The organism is Nonomuraea sp. NPDC050404 (genome assembly GCF_040655495.1).
GTDB lineage: Bacteria > Actinomycetota > Actinomycetes > Streptosporangiales > Streptosporangiaceae > Nonomuraea.
Map to the genome: position 1 here is coordinate 165,406 of NZ_JBFAKB010000005.1, position 16,914 is coordinate 182,319.

At 69.0% G+C, this 16,914-nt stretch carries 17 protein-coding genes; 7 read left to right on the forward strand and 10 right to left on the reverse strand.

From position 1 onward, the window contains the following. Position 1: 1 nt before the first annotated feature. The 3 genes from AB0I81_RS15075 to AB0I81_RS15085 are packed head-to-tail and all read right to left on the reverse strand — an operon-like array spanning position 2 to position 3,068. Entirely contained in the window at positions 2-832 is an 831-nt protein-coding gene (locus AB0I81_RS15075) for a carbohydrate ABC transporter permease (RefSeq protein ID WP_360656000.1), read from the reverse strand. Continuing rightward, a complete protein-coding gene (locus tag AB0I81_RS15080) occupies positions 829-1,758 on the reverse strand; it encodes a sugar ABC transporter permease (RefSeq protein ID WP_360656003.1) in 930 nt (309 codons plus the stop codon). Before AB0I81_RS15080 ends, AB0I81_RS15075 begins: the two co-directional genes overlap by 4 nt. Next, positions 1,755-3,068, reverse strand: a complete 1,314-nt coding sequence (locus AB0I81_RS15085) for an extracellular solute-binding protein (protein WP_360656006.1) — start codon at positions 3,066-3,068, stop codon at positions 1,755-1,757. Before AB0I81_RS15085 ends, AB0I81_RS15080 begins: the two co-directional genes overlap by 4 nt. 145 nt (positions 3,069-3,213) lie before the next feature. Here AB0I81_RS15085 and AB0I81_RS15090 point away from each other — a divergent pair, with 145 nt between their 5' ends. From AB0I81_RS15090 to AB0I81_RS15100, 3 genes are all read left to right on the forward strand, one after another. Beyond that, the gene (locus AB0I81_RS15090) at positions 3,214-5,022 is read left to right on the forward strand and encodes a sugar-binding domain-containing protein (RefSeq protein ID WP_360656009.1); all 1,809 of its coding nucleotides are present in this window, start codon (positions 3,214-3,216) and stop codon (positions 5,020-5,022) included. Positions 5,023-5,101: 79 nt separating this feature from the next. Then, positions 5,102-5,557 carry a hypothetical protein gene (locus AB0I81_RS15095; protein WP_360656012.1) on the forward strand — a complete coding sequence of 152 codons (456 nt, stop codon included), beginning with the start codon at positions 5,102-5,104 and terminating at the stop codon, positions 5,555-5,557. A 711-nt stretch (positions 5,558-6,268) separates the two neighbouring features. Beyond that, entirely contained in the window at positions 6,269-6,727 is a 459-nt protein-coding gene (locus AB0I81_RS15100) for a hypothetical protein (RefSeq protein WP_360656015.1), read from the forward strand. Here the strand turns inward: AB0I81_RS15100 and AB0I81_RS15105 are convergent. Then, the gene (locus AB0I81_RS15105) at positions 6,699-7,097 is read right to left on the reverse strand and encodes a DUF4440 domain-containing protein (protein ID WP_360656018.1); all 399 of its coding nucleotides are present in this window, start codon (positions 7,095-7,097) and stop codon (positions 6,699-6,701) included. The two genes, AB0I81_RS15100 and AB0I81_RS15105, sit on opposite strands and share 29 nt — an antisense overlap. 58 nt (positions 7,098-7,155) lie before the next feature. Between AB0I81_RS15105 and AB0I81_RS15110 the strand changes: the two genes are divergently transcribed. Then, positions 7,156-7,518 carry a helix-turn-helix domain-containing protein gene (locus AB0I81_RS15110; protein WP_360656021.1) on the forward strand — a complete coding sequence of 121 codons (363 nt, stop codon included), beginning with the start codon at positions 7,156-7,158 and terminating at the stop codon, positions 7,516-7,518. On the opposite strand, the gene AB0I81_RS15115 is transcribed toward AB0I81_RS15110, so the two are convergent. Beyond that, a complete protein-coding gene (locus AB0I81_RS15115) occupies positions 7,448-8,320 on the reverse strand; it encodes a DUF817 domain-containing protein (protein ID WP_360656024.1) in 873 nt (290 codons plus the stop codon). The two genes, AB0I81_RS15110 and AB0I81_RS15115, sit on opposite strands and share 71 nt — an antisense overlap. A 221-nt stretch (positions 8,321-8,541) precedes the next feature. Here AB0I81_RS15115 and AB0I81_RS15120 point away from each other — a divergent pair, with 221 nt between their 5' ends. Further along, on the forward strand, positions 8,542-8,967 hold the full coding sequence (locus tag AB0I81_RS15120) for a hypothetical protein (protein ID WP_360656026.1): 426 nt from the start codon (positions 8,542-8,544) through the stop codon (positions 8,965-8,967). Positions 8,968-9,066: 99 nt separating this feature from the next. Continuing rightward, a complete protein-coding gene (locus tag AB0I81_RS15125) occupies positions 9,067-9,741 on the forward strand; it encodes a CAP domain-containing protein (protein WP_360656029.1) in 675 nt (224 codons plus the stop codon). 54 nt (positions 9,742-9,795) lie between these two features. Here AB0I81_RS15125 and AB0I81_RS15130 read toward each other — a convergent pair whose 3' ends face one another. Both AB0I81_RS15130 and AB0I81_RS15135 read right to left on the reverse strand, forming a co-directional pair. After that, the gene (locus AB0I81_RS15130) at positions 9,796-11,013 is read right to left on the reverse strand and encodes a cytochrome P450 (RefSeq protein ID WP_360656032.1); all 1,218 of its coding nucleotides are present in this window, start codon (positions 11,011-11,013) and stop codon (positions 9,796-9,798) included. Then, positions 11,010-12,473: an MFS transporter gene (locus tag AB0I81_RS15135; protein WP_360656035.1), complete on the reverse strand. Its 1,464-nt coding sequence runs from the start codon at positions 12,471-12,473 to the stop codon at positions 11,010-11,012. Before AB0I81_RS15135 ends, AB0I81_RS15130 begins: the two co-directional genes overlap by 4 nt. 87 nt (positions 12,474-12,560) lie before the next feature. Here AB0I81_RS15135 and AB0I81_RS15140 point away from each other — a divergent pair, with 87 nt between their 5' ends. Next, complete coding sequence (locus AB0I81_RS15140) at positions 12,561-13,046, forward strand: MarR family transcriptional regulator (protein WP_360656038.1); 486 nt, start codon at positions 12,561-12,563, stop codon at positions 13,044-13,046. A gap of 214 nt (positions 13,047-13,260) precedes the next feature. Here the strand turns inward: AB0I81_RS15140 and AB0I81_RS15145 are convergent, their stop codons facing one another. From AB0I81_RS15145 to AB0I81_RS15155, 3 genes are all read right to left on the reverse strand, one after another. Next, positions 13,261-14,628, reverse strand: a complete 1,368-nt coding sequence (locus AB0I81_RS15145) for an AfsR/SARP family transcriptional regulator (RefSeq protein ID WP_360656041.1) — start codon at positions 14,626-14,628, stop codon at positions 13,261-13,263. Positions 14,629-14,775: 147 nt separating this feature from the next. Continuing rightward, the gene (locus tag AB0I81_RS15150; protein WP_360656044.1) at positions 14,776-15,831 is read right to left on the reverse strand and encodes an iron chelate uptake ABC transporter family permease subunit; all 1,056 of its coding nucleotides are present in this window, start codon (positions 15,829-15,831) and stop codon (positions 14,776-14,778) included. Beyond that, positions 15,828-16,850, reverse strand: coding sequence for an iron chelate uptake ABC transporter family permease subunit (locus tag AB0I81_RS15155; protein ID WP_360656047.1), 1,023 nt, complete (start codon positions 16,848-16,850; stop codon positions 15,828-15,830). Before AB0I81_RS15155 ends, AB0I81_RS15150 begins: the two co-directional genes overlap by 4 nt. Between the last annotated feature and the right edge of the window lie 64 nt (positions 16,851-16,914).

The following is a 16,914-nucleotide window of genomic DNA, read 5'->3' on the forward strand; positions in this document are numbered from 1 at the left end:
GTCACTGACCTCCGAGGCCGGTGGTGGCGATGCCCTTGATGATCTGCCGCTGGAAGAACAGGAACACGATGATCAGGGGCAGCGCGGCCAGCACGGAGCCCGCCATCTTCAGGGCGAACGTGATGCCGTAGCCGGGCGTGACCGTCTCCAGGCCGACGGGCAGCGTCATGAGGTCGGGGTCGTTGGTCACGATGTAGGGCCACAGGAAGTTGTTCCACGCGCCCACGAACGTGAAGATCGCCACCGCCGCGATGATCGGCCGCGACAGCGGCAGCACGATCTGCAGGAAGATGCGGAACGACGTCGCCCCGTCCACCCGGGCGGCGTCCTCCAGTTCGACCGGGATGCTGTCGAAGAAGCGCTTCAGGATGAACACCATCACCGGCGCGACGATCTGCGGCAGGATGATGCCCCAGTAGGTGTCCACCATGTTGAAGGCCAGCATCTCGTCGAACAGCGGCACGATGAAGATCGTCCCGGGCACCATGATCGACGCGACCGTGAGGCCGAGCAGGAACTTGCGGCCGGTGAAGTCCAGGCGCGAGAACGCGTACCCCGCCAGCGTGGAGATCACCAGCGTCAGGATCGTGACGCCGACCGCCACCACGAGGCTGTTGACCATCCAGGTGGGCACGTCGCCCGTCCTGAAGATGTTGGCGTAGGTGTCCCAGGTGTACCCGCCGTCCGGCAGGATCGTCACCGGCGAGGCGCCGGCGTCCTCCTCGGTCTTGAACGAGGTGTTGATCGCCCACAGGAACGGCGTCAGCATCAGCAGGCTGAACAGGGCCAGCACGGTGACGCCCATCACCCGACCGGCATTAATGCTTCTCATCGCTGGTCAGACCTCCGGGCGAACTTGAACTGCAGCAGCGACAGGATGAGGATGATGGCGAAGAAGACGTACGAGATCGCCGAGGCGTAGCCGAGCCGGTAGTTGGTGAAGCCGGTGTCGAAGACGTACATCAGGATCGAGCGGGTGGAGTCGTCGGGGCCGCCGGCCGTCATCTGGTAGATCTGGTCGAACACCTTCAGCGAGGCCAGGAGCTGCAGGATCAGGATGAGCACGGTGGTGTTGCGCAGCAGCGGCAGCGTGATCGAGAAGAGCTGGCGCCACTTGCCGGCACCGTCGATCGAGGCCGCCTCGTAGACCGTGGCCGGGATGTTCTGCAGCGCGGCCAGGTAGAGCAGGAAGTTGAAGCCGAGCGTCCACCAGGTCGTGGTGAGCGCGATCGCGCCCATGGCGGTGGCCGGGTCCTGCAACCAGCTCTTGCCCTCGATCCCGAACATGCCCAGCACGGTGTTGATCAGCCCGAGCTCGGGGTTGTAGAGCCACTCCCAGAACAGGCTGACCACGGTCGAGGCCAGCAGGTACGGCAGGAAGAACGCCATCCGCCACACCCACTGCCCCGGCAGCCCCATGTTCACCAGCAACGCCGCCACCAAGGACAACACGACCAGCGGGATCGTGGTGAGCACGGTGAACAACACCGTGTTGCCGAACGTCGTCCACACCATCGGGTCGGTGAGGGCCTCGGCGTAGTTGGCGAGACCGACGAACTCCGGGTCGGCGCCGGCCGCCAGGTCGCGGTCGGTGAAGCTCATCCAGACGCCGTACACGATGGGCCAGAGCAGGAAGAGCGCGAACGAGACGAGGAACGGCGTCACGTACAGGAGGCCGATCCGGCCCTTGCGCGGGCGCTCGGATCGGGTCGTGGGCGCCTTGGTCGCGGCGCCCTTCGCGAGGGTGGCCGAGGTCATCGCTTCACCGCCTTGGACATGAAGACATTGACGCGTTCCTCCCATTGGGCGACGGCGTCCTTGACGGGGGTCCGGCCGGTCAGCACGTTCTGGAACACGCCGCCGAACTGGTTCATGAAGCTCGAGCCCGAGCCGGTGAACGAGGACGGCGGGTCGTAGTTGATGTACGTCGCCGTCTCCGAGTAGTCGCTGTTCGGCCGCAGCTGCTTGAACTCCGGGGAGTTGACGACGGGCTGGTAGGCGGGCGTGTGCCCGGCCCTGCCCCAGGACAACGAGCCCTTGAGCATCTTGGAGACCATCTCGTAGACCAGCTCGCGCACCTCCTCGTCCGGGTTCGCCTGGTGCGGCAGGACAAAGGTGTGCGAGTCGCCCCAGTTCGCGTCGATGCCGGTGCCGAAGAGGTTCGGCACCGGCATGGCGCCCAGCGGCATCTTCTTGTCCTGGTACTGCGGCAGCTCCCAGACACCCGAGAAGACCAGGCCGGTGTCGCCGGCCAGGAACGCCGAGGTGGCCGTGGCGTAGTCAGTGCTGTTGGAGGCGACCTCGCCGTCCACCAGGCCGCGCATCGCGTCGATCGAGGCGGCGAACGCGTCCGCGTCGTAGACGAACTTGTCGCCCAGCAGGTCGAAGGTGGCGCCATGCTGGCTGTAGAAGGTCCAGAACAGCCGCCAGAGCTGGGCGCCGTCGCCGAGGAAGCCGAAACCGAGCCCGTACTTGTTGCCGGTGACCTTCTTGAACTCCCTGCCCAGGTTCTTCAGCTCTTCCAGGCTCTTGACCTCGGGCAGCTTGCCGTTGGACTGCAGCAGCCCGGCCTTGTTCGCCAGGTCGGTGTTGTAGAAATTGACGAACGTGTGGGAGTCGAAGGCCAGGGCGTAGACCTTGCCGTTGACGATGGAGCTCTTCCACGCCGGGGCGGTGAACGAGGACTCGCTGATGCCGTACTTGGCCAGCCGGTTCAGGTCCCAGGGATCGAGCAGGCCGCCGGGGGCGTATCCGGCCAGGCGGGACATGTGCGCGATGCCCAGGTCGGGGGAGCGGCCGCCGGCGGCCGACATCGCGAGCTTGGTGTAGTAGGGGGCGCCCCAGGCCAGGATGACCTGTTTGATGTGGGCCTGGGGTATATCGGCGTCGGCCTTGGTGACGATCTCGTTCATACGATCGCCGTCGCCGCCGGTCAGGAGATGCCAGAACTCGATCTCCCGGGTGCTTTGCCTGGCGGGGCCCGTGCCGCAGCCGGCCAGCAGGGCGGAAAGTCCCGCGATCTGCAGCACCCTGCGGCGGGAGGGCCGGTAATTAGGCCGCTTGCTCATACGTGGTTCCTCGCAGAGGTCCGGCCGGTCCTCACAACGGGGGCTAGCCGGATGTTGACTCCGGTTGGAGGGAGTGTGGCACACTCTGCTACGTAGCAAAAGGTCTTGACTTATCCCCATTTCTGCGATTTCCGAAAGTGCATAGATGCAGCGTTCCGCGCCTCATGACGTCCCTCGTCCGGAATACCCCCGCCCGCAGATGGTCCGCGAGGACTGGCTCAACCTCAACGGCCAGTGGCAGTTCGAGATCGACGCCGCCGACTCCGGCCTGGAGCGTGGCCTGCGCGAGCGCGACCTGTCGGGCACCATCACCGTCCCCTTCGCGCCCGAGTCGGAGCTGTCCGGCCTCGGGCACACCGACTTCATGGACGCGGTCTGGTACCGCCGTACCGTGACGATCCCGGCAGAGTGGGCGGGCCGCCGCACGCTGCTGCACTTCGGCGCCGTCGATCACGACGCGACCGTGTGGGTGAACGGTGTCGAGGTGGCCCGCCACCGTGGCGGCTTCTCCCCGTTCACGGCCGACCTGTCGGCGGTGGCGCGGCCGGGTGAGGACGCCACGATCGTCGTGCGCGCCCGCGACTCCCGCCAGGGGCCCCAGGCCAGGGGCAAGCAGTCCACCAGGTACGGGAACTACGAATGCCTCTACACCCGTACGACGGGGATCTGGCAGACGGTGTGGCTGGAGCCGGTGCCGGAGGCGTACCTGCTGCGTCCGCGCATCACGCCTGACGTCGCCTCCTCCTCCTTCACCGTCGTCACCCCCCTGTCGGCCAACCGCCCCGGCACCTCCGTCCGCGTCACCGTCTCCGACGCCGCCGGCACCGTCGCCACCGCGACCGCCCGCGCCGACGTGGACCTGGCCCCCTCCGTCCGGCTGGAGCTCCCGGCCGACCGGGTACGCCTGTGGGAGCCGGGCGAAGGCTTCCTCTACGACGTCAAGGTCGAACTGCTCTCCTCTTCGGACGCCGTCACGGACACCGTGGACAGCTACGCCGGGCTGCGCTCGATCGCGATCGACGGCAAGCGCGTGCTCATCAACGGCCGGCCCGTCTTCCAGCGGCTCGTCCTGGACCAGGGCTACTACCCCGACGGCCTGATGACCGCGCCCAGCGACGCCGCGCTGCTGCGCGACATCGAGCTGTCGGTGGCCGCCGGCTTCAACGGCGCGCGCCTGCACCAGAAGGTGTTCGAGGAGCGCTTCATCTATCACGCCGACCGGCTCGGCTACCTGGTGTGGGGCGAGTTCGGCGACTGGGGCGCCCACAACGGGACCGAGCAACTCCCGACGGCCTCGTTCATCACGCAGTGGCTGGAGGTCGTGGAACGGGACTTCTCCCACCCCTCGATCATCGGCTGGTGCCCGCTCAACGAGACCTCCCAGCTGATCCACGACCGGGTCAGCCAGCTCGACGACGTCACCCGCGGCATGTTCCTGGCCACGAAGCTCGCCGACCCGACCCGCCCGGTCCTCGACGCCTCCGGCTACAGCCACCGGGTGCCGGAGACCGACATCTACGACTCGCACAACTACGAGCAGGAGCCCGCCGCGTTCGCGGACCAGATGAGCGGCCTGCACAAGAACGAGCCCTTCATCAACACCGGCGCCGAGGACCGGCCCATCTCGGTCGCCTACCGCGGCCAGCCGTACTTCGTCAGCGAGTACGGCGGCATCTGGTGGAACCCGGAACTGGCCGGCACGGAGCAGGACGCGGCCCGGGTCGGCTCGTGGGGGTACGGACAGCGCGTGCGGAACGAGGAAGAATTCCACACCCGCTTCGCCGGCCTGACCGACGCGCTCCTGGACAACCCGGACATGTTCGGCTACTGCTACACGCAGCTCACCGACGTGTTCCAGGAGGAGAACGGCATCTACCGCTTCGACCGCACGGAAAAGCTCGACGTCGCCCGCGTCCGCACAGTCCAAACCCGCCAGGCCGCCTCCGAACGCTGACCTGTTGGAGGTCACCCCCGTTGCCGTCGGCAGCGGGGGTGACCTCGACACCCGGATCCGGCGGGCCTACCGTCGATTCATGCCGGACTTGCATCCGAGGCTGATCCAAGAAGGCCGCCAGGTCATCGAGCATGGGCTGGATGCCGTGGCTGATCCCGATCTGGTGCCGTTGTCGTTCGATGTCGTCGAAGGCGATGTCGCAGCGGTGCTTTTCTCGCACGACGGCGCTCGGGCCTGGGTCATATACGAGTACGCCACCGAGTGGTCGCATATCGGCCTGACCGCGATCCGCGCCGGAGTGGGCCCGCCGAGTACGGCGGAGGTTTCGGTCGAGGTGCACTGGATCATCCGCGAGCGCAGCCGCATCAGGCGCTGGAGCTTGAGAGGCCGGCACCTCGTCCATGGGCAGGTGCTGCGTACGAAAGGGATAGCCCGGTTGCACGTCGACTCGAGAATCGTCGCGACGCCGCACGACTGGGCAATCATGGTCTGGCGTGGCCGTGACATGCCCGCTTACGCGGTCCCGGACGTCTAGCAGTAAATGCGCACGGGGTCGGAGTAGGCGTGTTTCCTTGCCACCGGAACACCCTGGGCGAATCCGTCGATGACCCAGCGGTATTTCTCGCTGCCGGCACCGGTGCACGGCCACGGAGGTTGTGACTCCACGAAATAGCTCCGGGACCAGGCGAGAGTGCTGCGATGCACGTTCCGCCAGATTCCGAAGGCCCGGTAGCGTTGCAGGGTCAGCCGTACTCCTTGCGGTACGTAGCCGGATCCGGTGCACCACTGGCGGCCGACGCCGTGGATGTGTTTGACGCCGCTATACCTGACGAATTTCGGATTGCTGACGTACATATAACAGTGCCACGCCGCCGCGCTCTGCTTTGCGCCTGCGTGGGCGGGCGAAACGACGGATCCCGCCGCTGTCAGAGAAGCTAACAGCATGGGTAAGAGAATGCTTCTGCGCATGTGCATGATGCCTCCGCGGGCTGATACGTCTAGGTATGGCCCAGGCGGCTGGTGGGCCTGCGGAAGCGCTTCCTGATCTAAATGACACCGGATGCGGGGTGCGGGCTTCAAGGAAGATGCAGAACTTCGCATAATCCCAAGTCGCCGGGGCCTGCCCGAGGCGCCGCTTCCTGTGGTGAAATGTGCCGATGGAGCGGGCGAGGCAGTTGGTGGGCGAGATGCTCGTCTACTGTTTTGCGGTTGCCTTATGCACGGGGGTTTTCTGGCTTTTCACTACATGCCGGACGATCGCATGGTGCCGTACAGCGGCAGTTACCAGCCGCTGTACGGCACCATGATGAGCCCCGCGTACGAGTCGACCCTGCGGATCAGCATGGACGTCCGTGGGGGGCTGCTCATCCGCCAGTTGCACATCACCTCATCGACGCTGCTCGTGCTGGGTGCCGTCGTCTGGGTTCTGCTCGGTCGTCTGCGGTATCTGCCGGCTCTGCTGGGTGTGGGAGTGGTTCTGCTCGGCGTGCTGAGTGGTTATGGCTCGGTTGATGATCTGCTGAGTGGCACTGTTCTGGGCAGGGTGCCCATTGTCGTCTGGTACGCGCTGCATGTGCTGGCCGCGTTGGCCCTGGCCGTCACCCTGGTCGTCTCCTCGTATCGGGAGGCCGTGCGTAGTCCCAGGACGCCGGGGTTCGTGGCGCTGGGACTGGTGCTCACCGCGCTGCTGTTCCTGTGGCGCTGACGCCGAACGGGTTGTCGATCGCGTACCGCCATCGCCCGTCAGGGCCGCGTCGGGCGACGTCGGTGGCGGTGCCCTCGATGTGGAGGTGTTCGCCGTCGCCGTTCGTGCCGTCGATTTCCCAGTCCACGATCAGCAGGGCGAGGTCGCCGGTCGTGTAGACGTGACGTGGGCGGACGGTGATCGGCAGGCCGAGGCCGGCGAAGGCGGCGTTGGCCTGCCGGGCTTGGGTGCCGGTCAGCGGGGTGCCGGGGTTGGACACGAAGATCGCGCCGTCCTCGTACACCTCGTGAACCGCAGACAGGTCACCGCTGTTGAAGCGGTCGGCGAACACGGCCGGCACGTCCTCGGGTCGCTGCGCGAGATCCCGCATTGTTCATCCATTCTCTTCAGGCGGTAGAAAGATGCGGCAAACGCTAGGAGGTGCCATCGTGGCTCACCAAACGGTTGGTCAGGCGGGCCTGCCCGACGATCCCCGGGCGGCCGTCACCGAGCCCAGCCCGTCCTGTCCGGTGGAGATCACTCTCGCCGCGTTGCGCGGGCGCTGGACGACCCTGCTGGTACGCGAGCTGTTGCGCGGCGAGCGCACCTTCTCCGAACTGCGCGACGCCCTGCCCGCGCTGTCGGACAAGGTGTTGTCGGACCGGCTGGCCCAGTTGACGGAGGCCGGTGTGCTGGATCGGGAACGCCGTTCCGGCTGGCCGCCCCGCACCTGCTACCGGCTCACTCCGCAGGGACGCCGCCTCGGCCCCGTACTGCAGGCGTTGTGGGACTGGGGTGCCGAGCGCCTGTGACGCGGCGCACCGGTAGCGCCCAGCCGGTGGCGGGGGCGGACAGGTGCAGGCGGCCCCGGCTCGCCTGCCAGGAGGCGACCGTTACGAAGGTGACGCTGACCAGCAGCGCCCAGGCGCCGAACTTGGCCGGGTGCACCAGCTGCCAGGTCTCGCGCTGGTACGGGTACTGCCAGGCACCGAGGTAGGTCGCGATGTTCTCGGCCACCCACAGGAAGAAGCCGATGAGCGTGAGCGACAGGGCCAGCGGCATCTGGTACCGGTGCCCGCCCACGGTGAAGTGCACCACCGTTCCCCAGGTGACCAGCACGAGCAGGAGCGCCAGCGGGATGCGCAGGTCGATCCACCAGTGCTGGGTGATGAAGTTCGCGTAGATCGCCACCGCCACCAGGGTCACCGGCACCGTACGGTAGGACACCAGCCGCAGGGAGAAGATCCGCCAGGCCGCGCAGACGTAGCTGCCCACGGCGGCGTAGAGGAACCCGCTGTACAGCGGCACCCCGGCGACCTTGGTGAATGCCTCTTCCGGATAGCTCCACGATCCGAGCCGCACTTTGATCATCTCGAAGACCAGGCCGACCACGTGCAGGGCGGCGATGACGGCCGTCTCCTGGCCGGTCTCCCAGCGCAGCGTACGGAAGAGCACCGCCACGGCCACGGCGTAGAGCAGCAGCGCGTCGTAGCGCGGGATCGGCAGCGGCAGGACCGACGCGGCGGCCAGGCCCGCGAACAGGGCGACCGCGAACGCGCACGACCTGGCCTCGGCCCAGGCGAACCGGAACAGCTGAGCGATGAAGAACCTCACGTCATGTCCGATCGCCGGGAGCGGCCCGGGGTTCGCCGGATTATGTCGAGGTTGCGTGCATAAAGGGCCCGTATTCGTACAGGTCCACTCTTCGGATGATGGAAATCGGTGTGGCACTCATCACGGCTGATGTGTGGATTCCTGCACAGATGATCGTGGCGGGTCTCCGTAATGTCCCTGTCACAAGGAAACACCGACCTGACAGGGAAAGGACCCCGACAATGCGTAAGACCCTCGCGATCGCCGCTCTGGCCGGTTCGACCGCCCTCACCGGCCTCGCCCTCAGCCCGGCCACCGCCCAGGCGGCCACGCAGTCCGCCACGCAGTCCGTCACCGCCGCCACCACGACCCCCGTGGTCAAGTGGGGCAAGTTCTTCTCCAGCGACCACAAGGCCTACACCTTCGGCAAGACCTGGAAGTCGTACGGCAAGGTGTACACGAAGTGGTACGGCGTGGACAAGCCCGGCGGCAAGAAGGGCTGGGTCTGGTTCGAGGTCTACAAGAACGGCTCCTGGCACAAGTTCAACAAGTCCTGGGACGGCAAGGTCACCGGCGCGTGGAGCGGCCACGGGATCAAGAAGGTTTACACCTTCACCTGCTGGGCCGGCAAGTTCGACAACTGCGGTAAGAAGTACCGCATCTACTGATTTGAGTAGAGGGTACTCATGCCTCCGGCGGAGTCCCGCCTTATCACTGAAGGACACCAGAAGACGAGACATGAACGTTCTCGCTCAAGGAGTCCCATCGTGAATCGCACCATCCGTTCTCTCGAAGTCGCCGCTGTCGCCGGGACGATCGCCATAGGCGTCCCGGCCGTGAGCACCGCGGCGAACGCGTCGAGCGCCGTGGCGAACGCGTCGAGCGCCGTGGCGAACGCGTCGAGCGCCGTGGCGAACGCGTCGAGCGCCGCCGCCTCCTGCAGTGCCGCGGCGGCCTATTACGACGCGGCACCCACCAGCGCCAACCTCGCCATGATCCGCACAGCGGTCTACTGCCTCATCGACGCCGAGCGCGCCAAGGTCGGGCTCCGCCCGCTGACGCGTACCGCGTCGCTGGAGAGCGCGGCGATCTCGCACGCCGCCGCGGCCGCGAGCATCAGGTGGTGGACGCCGGGCGCCAACTCGCACAACAACCCGCGGACCGGCTCGACACCGCACAGCCGCATCACCGCCGCCGGTTACTGCCCGAACCCCGTGTCCTGGGCGTACGCGGAGACCACCTACACCGGCTGGGGCGGCGGGGGCACGCCCAGAGCCGCCGTCAACTGGTGGGTGAACGTCAGCACGTACGGCCACCGCCAGATCGTCCTCAGCCCGACCCTGACCGACGACGGCGTCGGCGCGGCGGTGGGCAGCGCGAACCCGGCAGGTGGCAGCGGCGGCGGCACGTACGTCGTCGACTTCGGCCGCTGCCAGCGGTAAACGGCGAAGTGCGCCCGCCCCCGCGATGTACGGGGACAGGGCGCACCGCCCGTACTACCAGCGCACCGGCACTTCCCGAAGCCCGCCCACCAGCAGCCCCTCGACGCGGCGCAGGTCCTGCTCGGGCACGGCCAGCTCCAGGGTGGGCAGCCTGCGCAGCAGCGTCTCCAGCACGACCTGCAGTTCGGTGCGGGCCAGGGACTGGCCCAGGCAGGAGTGCGGGCCGGCGCCGAAGGTCAGGTGCGGGTTGGGGCTGCGGCCGAGGTCCATGTCGTCGGCGCCGGCGAACACGTTCTCGTCGCGGTTGCCGGCGGACATGCTGCACAGGACGGTGGTGCCGGCGGGCAGCGTCTCCCCTTCGACCTCGATGTCGTCGGTGAGATAGCGGCGCAGGCCGAAGCCGTTGTTGGCGTCGAAGCGCAGCGACTCCTCCACGGCGGTACGCACCAGCCGGGGCTCGGCCAGCAGCCGCTCATACCGGGTGCGGTCCACCAGCAACATGGCCATCATCTTGCCGATCATGTTGGCGGTGGTCTCGTGCCCGGCGACCAGCAGGCCCATCGCGGTGCTGACCAGCTGGGCGTCGGTCAGGCCCTGGCCCTCCTGCTCGCTCTCCCCGATCAGCATGCCGATCAGGTCGTCGGTCGGGGTGGCGCGCTTGGCGGCGACATGTCCGGACATGTACTGCGTGAACTCGGTCAGTCCCTGGGCGGTCTCCTCGCGGGAGTACCTGGAGGTGCTGAGGAACATGTCCGACCAGCGGGAGAAGCGGTGGTGGTCGTCGGCGGGCACGCCGAGCATGTCGCAGATCACGTACACCGGCAGCGGGAAGCCGAGAGCGGCCTTGAGGTCGGCGGGCGCGCCGCTCGCCACCATGTCGTCGATGAGCCGCTCGGCGATCTCGACCATGCCGGGGCGCAGGGCGGCCATGCGCTTGGCGGTGAAGTACTTGCCGACCAGGCGCCGCCAGTGCTGGTGCCCCTCGCCCGTGGCGGGGACGGCCAGCGCCATGTCGCCGTTGGCGGCGGCGCCGCCCGTACCCTCGGGCGAGACCCGGGCGGCGTTGTCACCGGCGCCGGGGCGGGCGAAGCGGGGGTCGGACAGCAGGCCCTTGACGTGCTCGTGGCGGGTGAGCAGCTTGGCGTGGTCGCCGCTGGGCAACTCGACGGTGGCCACCGGGCACTTGGCACGCAGCCGCTCCCACTCGGCGGGCGCCGACAGGGCGGTGTCGTAGGGCAGCGGGTAGGACAGGACTTCCTCGTTCTGGCTCATACGGGGTCTCCTTCGGTCATGAGTCGCTTGGTTGCGGGCTCGGTTTCCGTGATGGTCAGGGCCGGGATCGAGGTCGTACGGCGGGGGATGGCCAGCGTCACCAGGGCCGCCACCAGCGCGACCGCCCCGCCGAGCACGAAGACGACCTGGAAGCCGGCCTCGGTCGGCACCGGGACGCCGCCGGCGCTCTGGGTCAGCTGGGCGAGGACGACGCCGATGATGGCGCTGGAGACGGTGATGCCGATCGAGCGCATCAGCGAGTTGAAGCCGTTGGCGGCGGCGGTCTCCGAGCGCGGCACGGCGCCCATGATGAGGGCGGGCATCGCGCCGTACGCGAAGGCCACCCCGACGCTGATCACGCAGCTGAAGACGAGGATGCCGACCGCGGTGCCCATCAGCGGCAGCGCCAGCGCGTAGCCGGCCGCGATGATCAGGGTGCCGGCCAGCAGTGAGGTACGGGGTCCGTGGCGGCCCGACACCCGGGCGCTGATCGGCGAGACGACCATCATCATCAGCCCCGCCGGGGCCATCCACAGGCCGGCGGCCAGCATCGACTGGCCCAGGCCGTACCCCAGGGACTGCGGCAGTTGCAGGAGCTGGGGCGCGGCCAGCGACTGCGCGTACATGGAGAAGCCGACCACCACAGAGGTGAGGTTGGTCAGCAGGACCTGGCGGCGGGCGGTGGTGCGCAGGTCCACCAGCGGGTCGCGGGTACGCAGCTCGAACCAGCCCCACAACAGGAGCGCCACGGCCGCGGCGGCGAACAGCCCGAGCGTGGTCGCGCTGCCCCAGCCCCAGTCGCCGCCCTTGGAGACGGCCAGCAGCAGGCAGACCAGCCCGGCGGCCAGCCCGATCGCGCCGGGTACGTCGAAACGCCCCCGCGTGGCGGGCGGCACGTGCGGCAGGAACACCGCGATCGCGATCCCGATCAGGGCGGCGATGACGGCCGAGGCCCAGAACAGCACGTGCCAGTCGGCGTTCTCGGCGATGGCCGCCGCCACCGGCAGCCCCAGGGCGCCGCCAATGCCCAGCGACGAGCTCATCAACGCCACCGACGCGCCCAGCCGCTCGGGCGGTACGACGTCGCGCATGGTGCTGATGCCGAGCGGGACGATGGCCATGCCGATGCCCTGCAGCCCGCGCCCGATCAGCATGGGCGCCAGGGAGTCGGACAACGCGCAGATCAGCGAGCCCGCCACCAGCAGCCCCACGCAGAACAGCAGCAGGCGCCGCTTGCCGTGCAGGTCGCCGAGCCGCCCGACGACGGGAGTGGCCACCGCGCCGGTGAGCAGGGTCATCGTGATGACCCAGGACGCGTTCGCGGAGCTGGTGTCCAGCAGTCGCGGCAGCTCACCGATGAGCGGGACCAGCAGGGTTCCCATCACCGACGCCACGATCCCGGCCCCGGCCAGCGTGGCCACGATCGCCCCTGAGCGTCCCTGGGACGCGGAAGCCGTCATGATTTGCACCCTACACATCGTATGCATGATGCACAAAAGTTGCATGATGCCTACATTGAGCAGCATGCACATTGACGTATCGTTCAGGTGAACACCAGGCACGATCGGGAGGCGGCGCGGATGGATGCCGAACAGGCGGGCGCGCACGTCGAGCGCGAACTGCTGATCCTCACGCGGCAGCGCGAGCTGACCACGCCGCAGCCCAGCGACGACCGCCTGGAACGCAGCGCCTACGTGTTGCTCACCCGGCTTGAGACGCAGGGTCCCATGTCGATCGCCGACTTCGTGGACGCCTTCGGGCTCGCCGCCTCCACCTTCAACCGCCAGACCGCCGCCCTCCTCAAGGACGGCCTGGTCGAACGCACCCTCGACCCCAGCGGCGGGATCGCCCGCAAGTTCCGCATCACCAAGAAGGGCACGGAACGGCTGACCGCGGAGCGCGGCAGGCTCGCGACCGGCATCGCCAAGGTGCTGGCCGACTGGCCCTCGGAGCGCCTGGAACGCTTCGTCGCCGACCTGCGGCAGTTCAACACCGACGTCGAACGACTCAGCGGGCGGCCCTGGCCGCGCTGACCCCACGTGCGTGGTTCCGAAAGCGGATCAAAAGCGGCTTTGCCTAGGGTCTGCTATCAGCGGACCGCCGGACGGAGCGCGGTCCGCCTTCGGGGAGAAACCAGCAAGACTCACGATTTCGGGGTAATCATGCGCAAGGTACTGCTCACTGTCGGATTCGTCGTGGCGATGGTGGTGGGGGCCGTCGGTGCCGCCTCCGCCGCGCGCGAACCGGTCAAGTGCGATCCCGTCGTACCGGTTCCGTGCGACACGAGCTTGACTCCGGGCGATCCGAGCCCGACCCCGGAGCCGCCCGAGCACGACTGGGGATGAGACCCGGTGAGGATCTGCGCGGGCGAGCGTGTTGCGGCAGGCGTACGACGTTGCGGTCGGGCAGCCCGGCCGTGTGATGCCGGCTGGTGATCAGCACGCCGCAGGGCGCGCCGCCCGGGAGCAGCGGCCAGATCTGCTCGCCGGAGCCCGCGTTGTCGAGCAGCAGGAGGACGCGCCGGCCGGCGACCGTACTGCGGAACAGGGCGGCTCGTTCCTCCGTCCGGCGCGGCACCGCGGAGACGTCCAGAGCGCGCAGGAACCGGCTCAGGACGTCGGCGGGCCGCAGGTCGCCGCCGCGCAGATCGACGTAGAGGTGCCCGTCCGGGTACGCGGGAGCCAGCCGGTGCGCCGCCTGCAGGGCCAGCTCGCTCTTGCCTTCGCCGACGACGGCGACGATGGGCAGTTCGCAGCTATCCCCGGCGTCCCCGAGCAGTGAGCAGATGTGCCGCAGCTCGGCCGTGCGTTCCGCCAGGCGGGAGATCATCGGCGGCAACTGCCTGGGCACCGGCATCGGGCGCGCCACCGCCGGGCCGTCAAGCTGGGCCTCCTGGTTGAGTATGGCCAGCTCCAGCCGGCGCAACTGCTCGCCCGGCGCCAGGCCGAGCGTGTCGAACAACATCGTGCGGTAGGCGCGGAAGACTTCGAGCGCGTCCGCCTGCCGCCCCGAGCGGTAGAGCGCGAGCATGAGAAGGCCGTGCAGCCGCTCGCGCAGCGGGTTGTCCCGTACGAGCGCGCGCAGCTCGGCGACCAGTTGCTCGCGGCGTCCCGCGGCGAGTTCGAGCTCGACGCACTGTTCGTGGGCGAGCAGGCGGCGCTCCTGCAGGCCGTGCGCGATCGTCCGCACGAGATCGCTGCCGACGTCGGAGAGCGCGGGCCCGCGCCAGAGCGCCAGCGCCTGACGCAGGGTCCGCGCCGCCCGCCCCGGCTCCTCACGCCGGGCGCGGGCGGTCAGCGCCTCGAAGTCGGCCAGGTCGAGCCGCCCCGCGCCGGCGCTGATCAGGTATCCGGGTGGCGCGGTGCGGAGCAGTTCGTACGGCTGCGCGGTGTCGCCCAGCGCGCGGCGCAGCTGGGAGACCCTGATCTGGATCTGGTTGCGCGCGGTCTCCGGCGGGAACTCGCCCCAGGCGGCCTCGATCAGCCTGCTCATCGGTACGGCCCGGCCGGCGTCGAGCAGCAGCATGGCCATCACGACGCGCTGGAGGCTGCCACCGAGATGGAGCTCGTTCCCGTCGTGGGTCACGCTCAGCGGTCCGAGAATCCTGAAGTACATGATCTCCTCCGCCACCGATCTTGCCTGAGGCGGGTTGCAGGACATTCGCAATAAGGCTGCAAACACCGCCGAAACGGCTTATTGCCTCCCTGCGCGACGGCTCATAGCCTCCCTGTGCGACGGCTCATTGCCTTCCTGCGCGATGGCTCACAGCCTCCCCGAGCGCCGCTCCCGGAGGAGCAACCAGCCGAGGTACACGCCGCCCAGCACGCCGGTGAGCACGCCGACCGGCATGATGGCCGAGCCGAGCAGCCGCTGGGTGGCCAGGTCGGCGCCGCTCACCAGGAGCGATCCGACGAAGGCGGCCGGGAGCACGTTCGGGCCCGGTGTCCTGGTCAGGCGCCTGGCCAGTTGCGGGGCGGCCAGGGCGACGAACGGGATGGGCCCGGCCGCGGCCACCGTCATCGCCGTGATCCCGGTGCCGACCAGGAGCAGGCCCAGGCGGTTGCGCTGTACCCGGATGCCGAGGCCGGCCGCGAGCTCGTCGCCCATCTCCAGCAGGGTGAGCCGCCGGTTGGCGGCCAGCGCCAGGGGCAGGAGCACCACCAGGCCCACGCCCGCGATCCAGACGTCGTTCCATCCCCGCCCGTTGAGCGAGCCGATCATCCAGGTGGCCGCCTGGGCGGCCTTGCCCAGCTCGGCCCGCAGGAACAGCAGGCTGGTGGCGGACCCCAGCACCGCGGAGGCACCGATGCCGACCAGGATCAGCCGGTAGCCCTGCACTCCGCGCTGCCACGCCAGCAGGTACACCGCCACCGCGGTCGCCACCCCGCCGCACACGGCTCCGAGCGCCGTCTGCAGGGGCCCGGCGTTGAGCAGGATGATCGCGACCAGGGCGCCGGCCGAGGCGCCGTTGCCGAAGCCCGTGATGTCCGGGCTGCCCAGCGGGTTGCGTGACAGGGACTGGAAGATCGCGCCCGCCACGCCCATGCCGAACCCGACCAGTATCGCGTCGAGCGCTCGCGGCAGTCGCAGGTCCAGGACGATGAACGCGGCTCCGCGGGGCCCGTCGCCGGCGAGGGTGCGTACCACCTCCAGCGGGCTGAGGGCGTAGCGTCCCGTGCCGATGGACAGGATGGCGACGGCGGCGGTGAGCACGGCGAGCACCAGGCACACCAGCACGGCCCTGCGGTCCACCCGCCACGACCAGCCGCGCCACCGGACATGACCGCGCGGGCGCCGCGCGCCGTGCGACACCGTCACAGCCGGGCCACCTTCCGCTGCCGGACCAGATAGATGAAGATCAGGCCGCCGAACAGGGCGGTGACGATGCCCACCTCCACCTCGGCCGGGCTCATCACGACCCGGCCGATGACGTCGCAGCCCAGGACGAGGACGGGCGCGTACAGGGCGCAGTAGGGCAGCAGCCAGCGCGGATCGGGGCCGCAGAACGCGCGTACGGCGTGCGGGATCATGAGCCCGACGAACCCGATCGGGCCGCACACCGCGGTCGCACCGCCGCAGAGCAGCGTGATCGCCACGATCGACAACGCGCGGGTACGTGCGGGCACGGCGCCCAGCGCCCGCGCGGAGTCGTCGCCCATCGCGAGCGCGCCCAGCGACCTGGACAGCGCGAACGACAGCAGCCCGCCCGCGACCAGCAGCGGCAGCACGGCGGTCAGCAGGGCCGGGTCGCGGTTGGCGATGGTGCCGACCGACCAGTGCCGCATGGCGTCCAGCGCTTCGAGGTCGAACAGTTGCAGCCCGTTGACGTAGCCGAAGAGCGCGGCGTTGGCGGCGGTGCCGGCGAGCGCGAGCCGTACGGGGGTCGCCGCCCTGCTGCCGCCCAGGGCGATGACCAGGACCGTCGCGGCCGCCGCGCCGCCCAGCGCGAACCACAGGTACCCGTGGAACGAGCCGATGCCCAGCACGCTGATGGCGGTGACGACGGCGGCCGAGGCGCCGGCGTTCACGCCGAGCAGGCCCGGATCGGCCAGCGGGTTGCGCAGGAGGGTCTGCATCACGCCACCCGCGATGCCCAGCGCCGCTCCCGAGGCGGCGCCGATCAGGGTGCGGGGCAGGCGCAGCTCGCGGATGATCGCGTCGTCCTTCGTGCCGGCGGGATCGAAGAGCCCGCTCCACACGTGGTCCAGCGAGATCTGCTTGGCGCCGACCGCCAGGCTCGCGAGCACCACCAGGACCAGCAGCACGAGGCCGAGCAGCAGTCCGGCCGTGCGCCTTGAGGCGGGTTTGCGTGGCGCGGCGATGGCGGTCGCGCTCACAGCGGCCGGGCTGTGTCGGTACCGGTGCCGGTACGGGAGCTACGAGGCATGGAAGTTAGCTTAG

Excerpts from the sequence above, each read along its gene's own strand:
- AB0I81_RS15075 (WP_360656000.1), bottom strand. The coding sequence starts at position 832 with ATGAGAAGCATTAATGCCGGTCGGGTGATGGGCGTCACCGTGCTGGCC.
- AB0I81_RS15080 (WP_360656003.1), bottom strand. The coding sequence starts at position 1,758 with ATGACCTCGGCCACCCTCGCGAAGGGCGCCGCGACCAAGGCGCCCACG.
- AB0I81_RS15085 (WP_360656006.1), bottom strand. The coding sequence starts at position 3,068 with ATGAGCAAGCGGCCTAATTACCGGCCCTCCCGCCGCAGGGTGCTGCAG.
- AB0I81_RS15090 (WP_360656009.1), top strand. The coding sequence starts at position 3,214 with ATGCAGCGTTCCGCGCCTCATGACGTCCCTCGTCCGGAATACCCCCGC.
- AB0I81_RS15095 (WP_360656012.1), top strand. The coding sequence starts at position 5,102 with ATGCCGGACTTGCATCCGAGGCTGATCCAAGAAGGCCGCCAGGTCATC.
- AB0I81_RS15100 (WP_360656015.1), top strand. The coding sequence starts at position 6,269 with ATGCCGGACGATCGCATGGTGCCGTACAGCGGCAGTTACCAGCCGCTG.
- AB0I81_RS15105 (WP_360656018.1), bottom strand. The coding sequence starts at position 7,097 with ATGCGGGATCTCGCGCAGCGACCCGAGGACGTGCCGGCCGTGTTCGCC.
- AB0I81_RS15120 (WP_360656026.1), top strand. The coding sequence starts at position 8,542 with ATGCGTAAGACCCTCGCGATCGCCGCTCTGGCCGGTTCGACCGCCCTC.
- AB0I81_RS15130 (WP_360656032.1), bottom strand. The coding sequence starts at position 11,013 with ATGAGCCAGAACGAGGAAGTCCTGTCCTACCCGCTGCCCTACGACACC.
- AB0I81_RS15135 (WP_360656035.1), bottom strand. The coding sequence starts at position 12,473 with ATGACGGCTTCCGCGTCCCAGGGACGCTCAGGGGCGATCGTGGCCACG.
- AB0I81_RS15145 (WP_360656041.1), bottom strand. The coding sequence starts at position 14,628 with ATGTACTTCAGGATTCTCGGACCGCTGAGCGTGACCCACGACGGGAAC.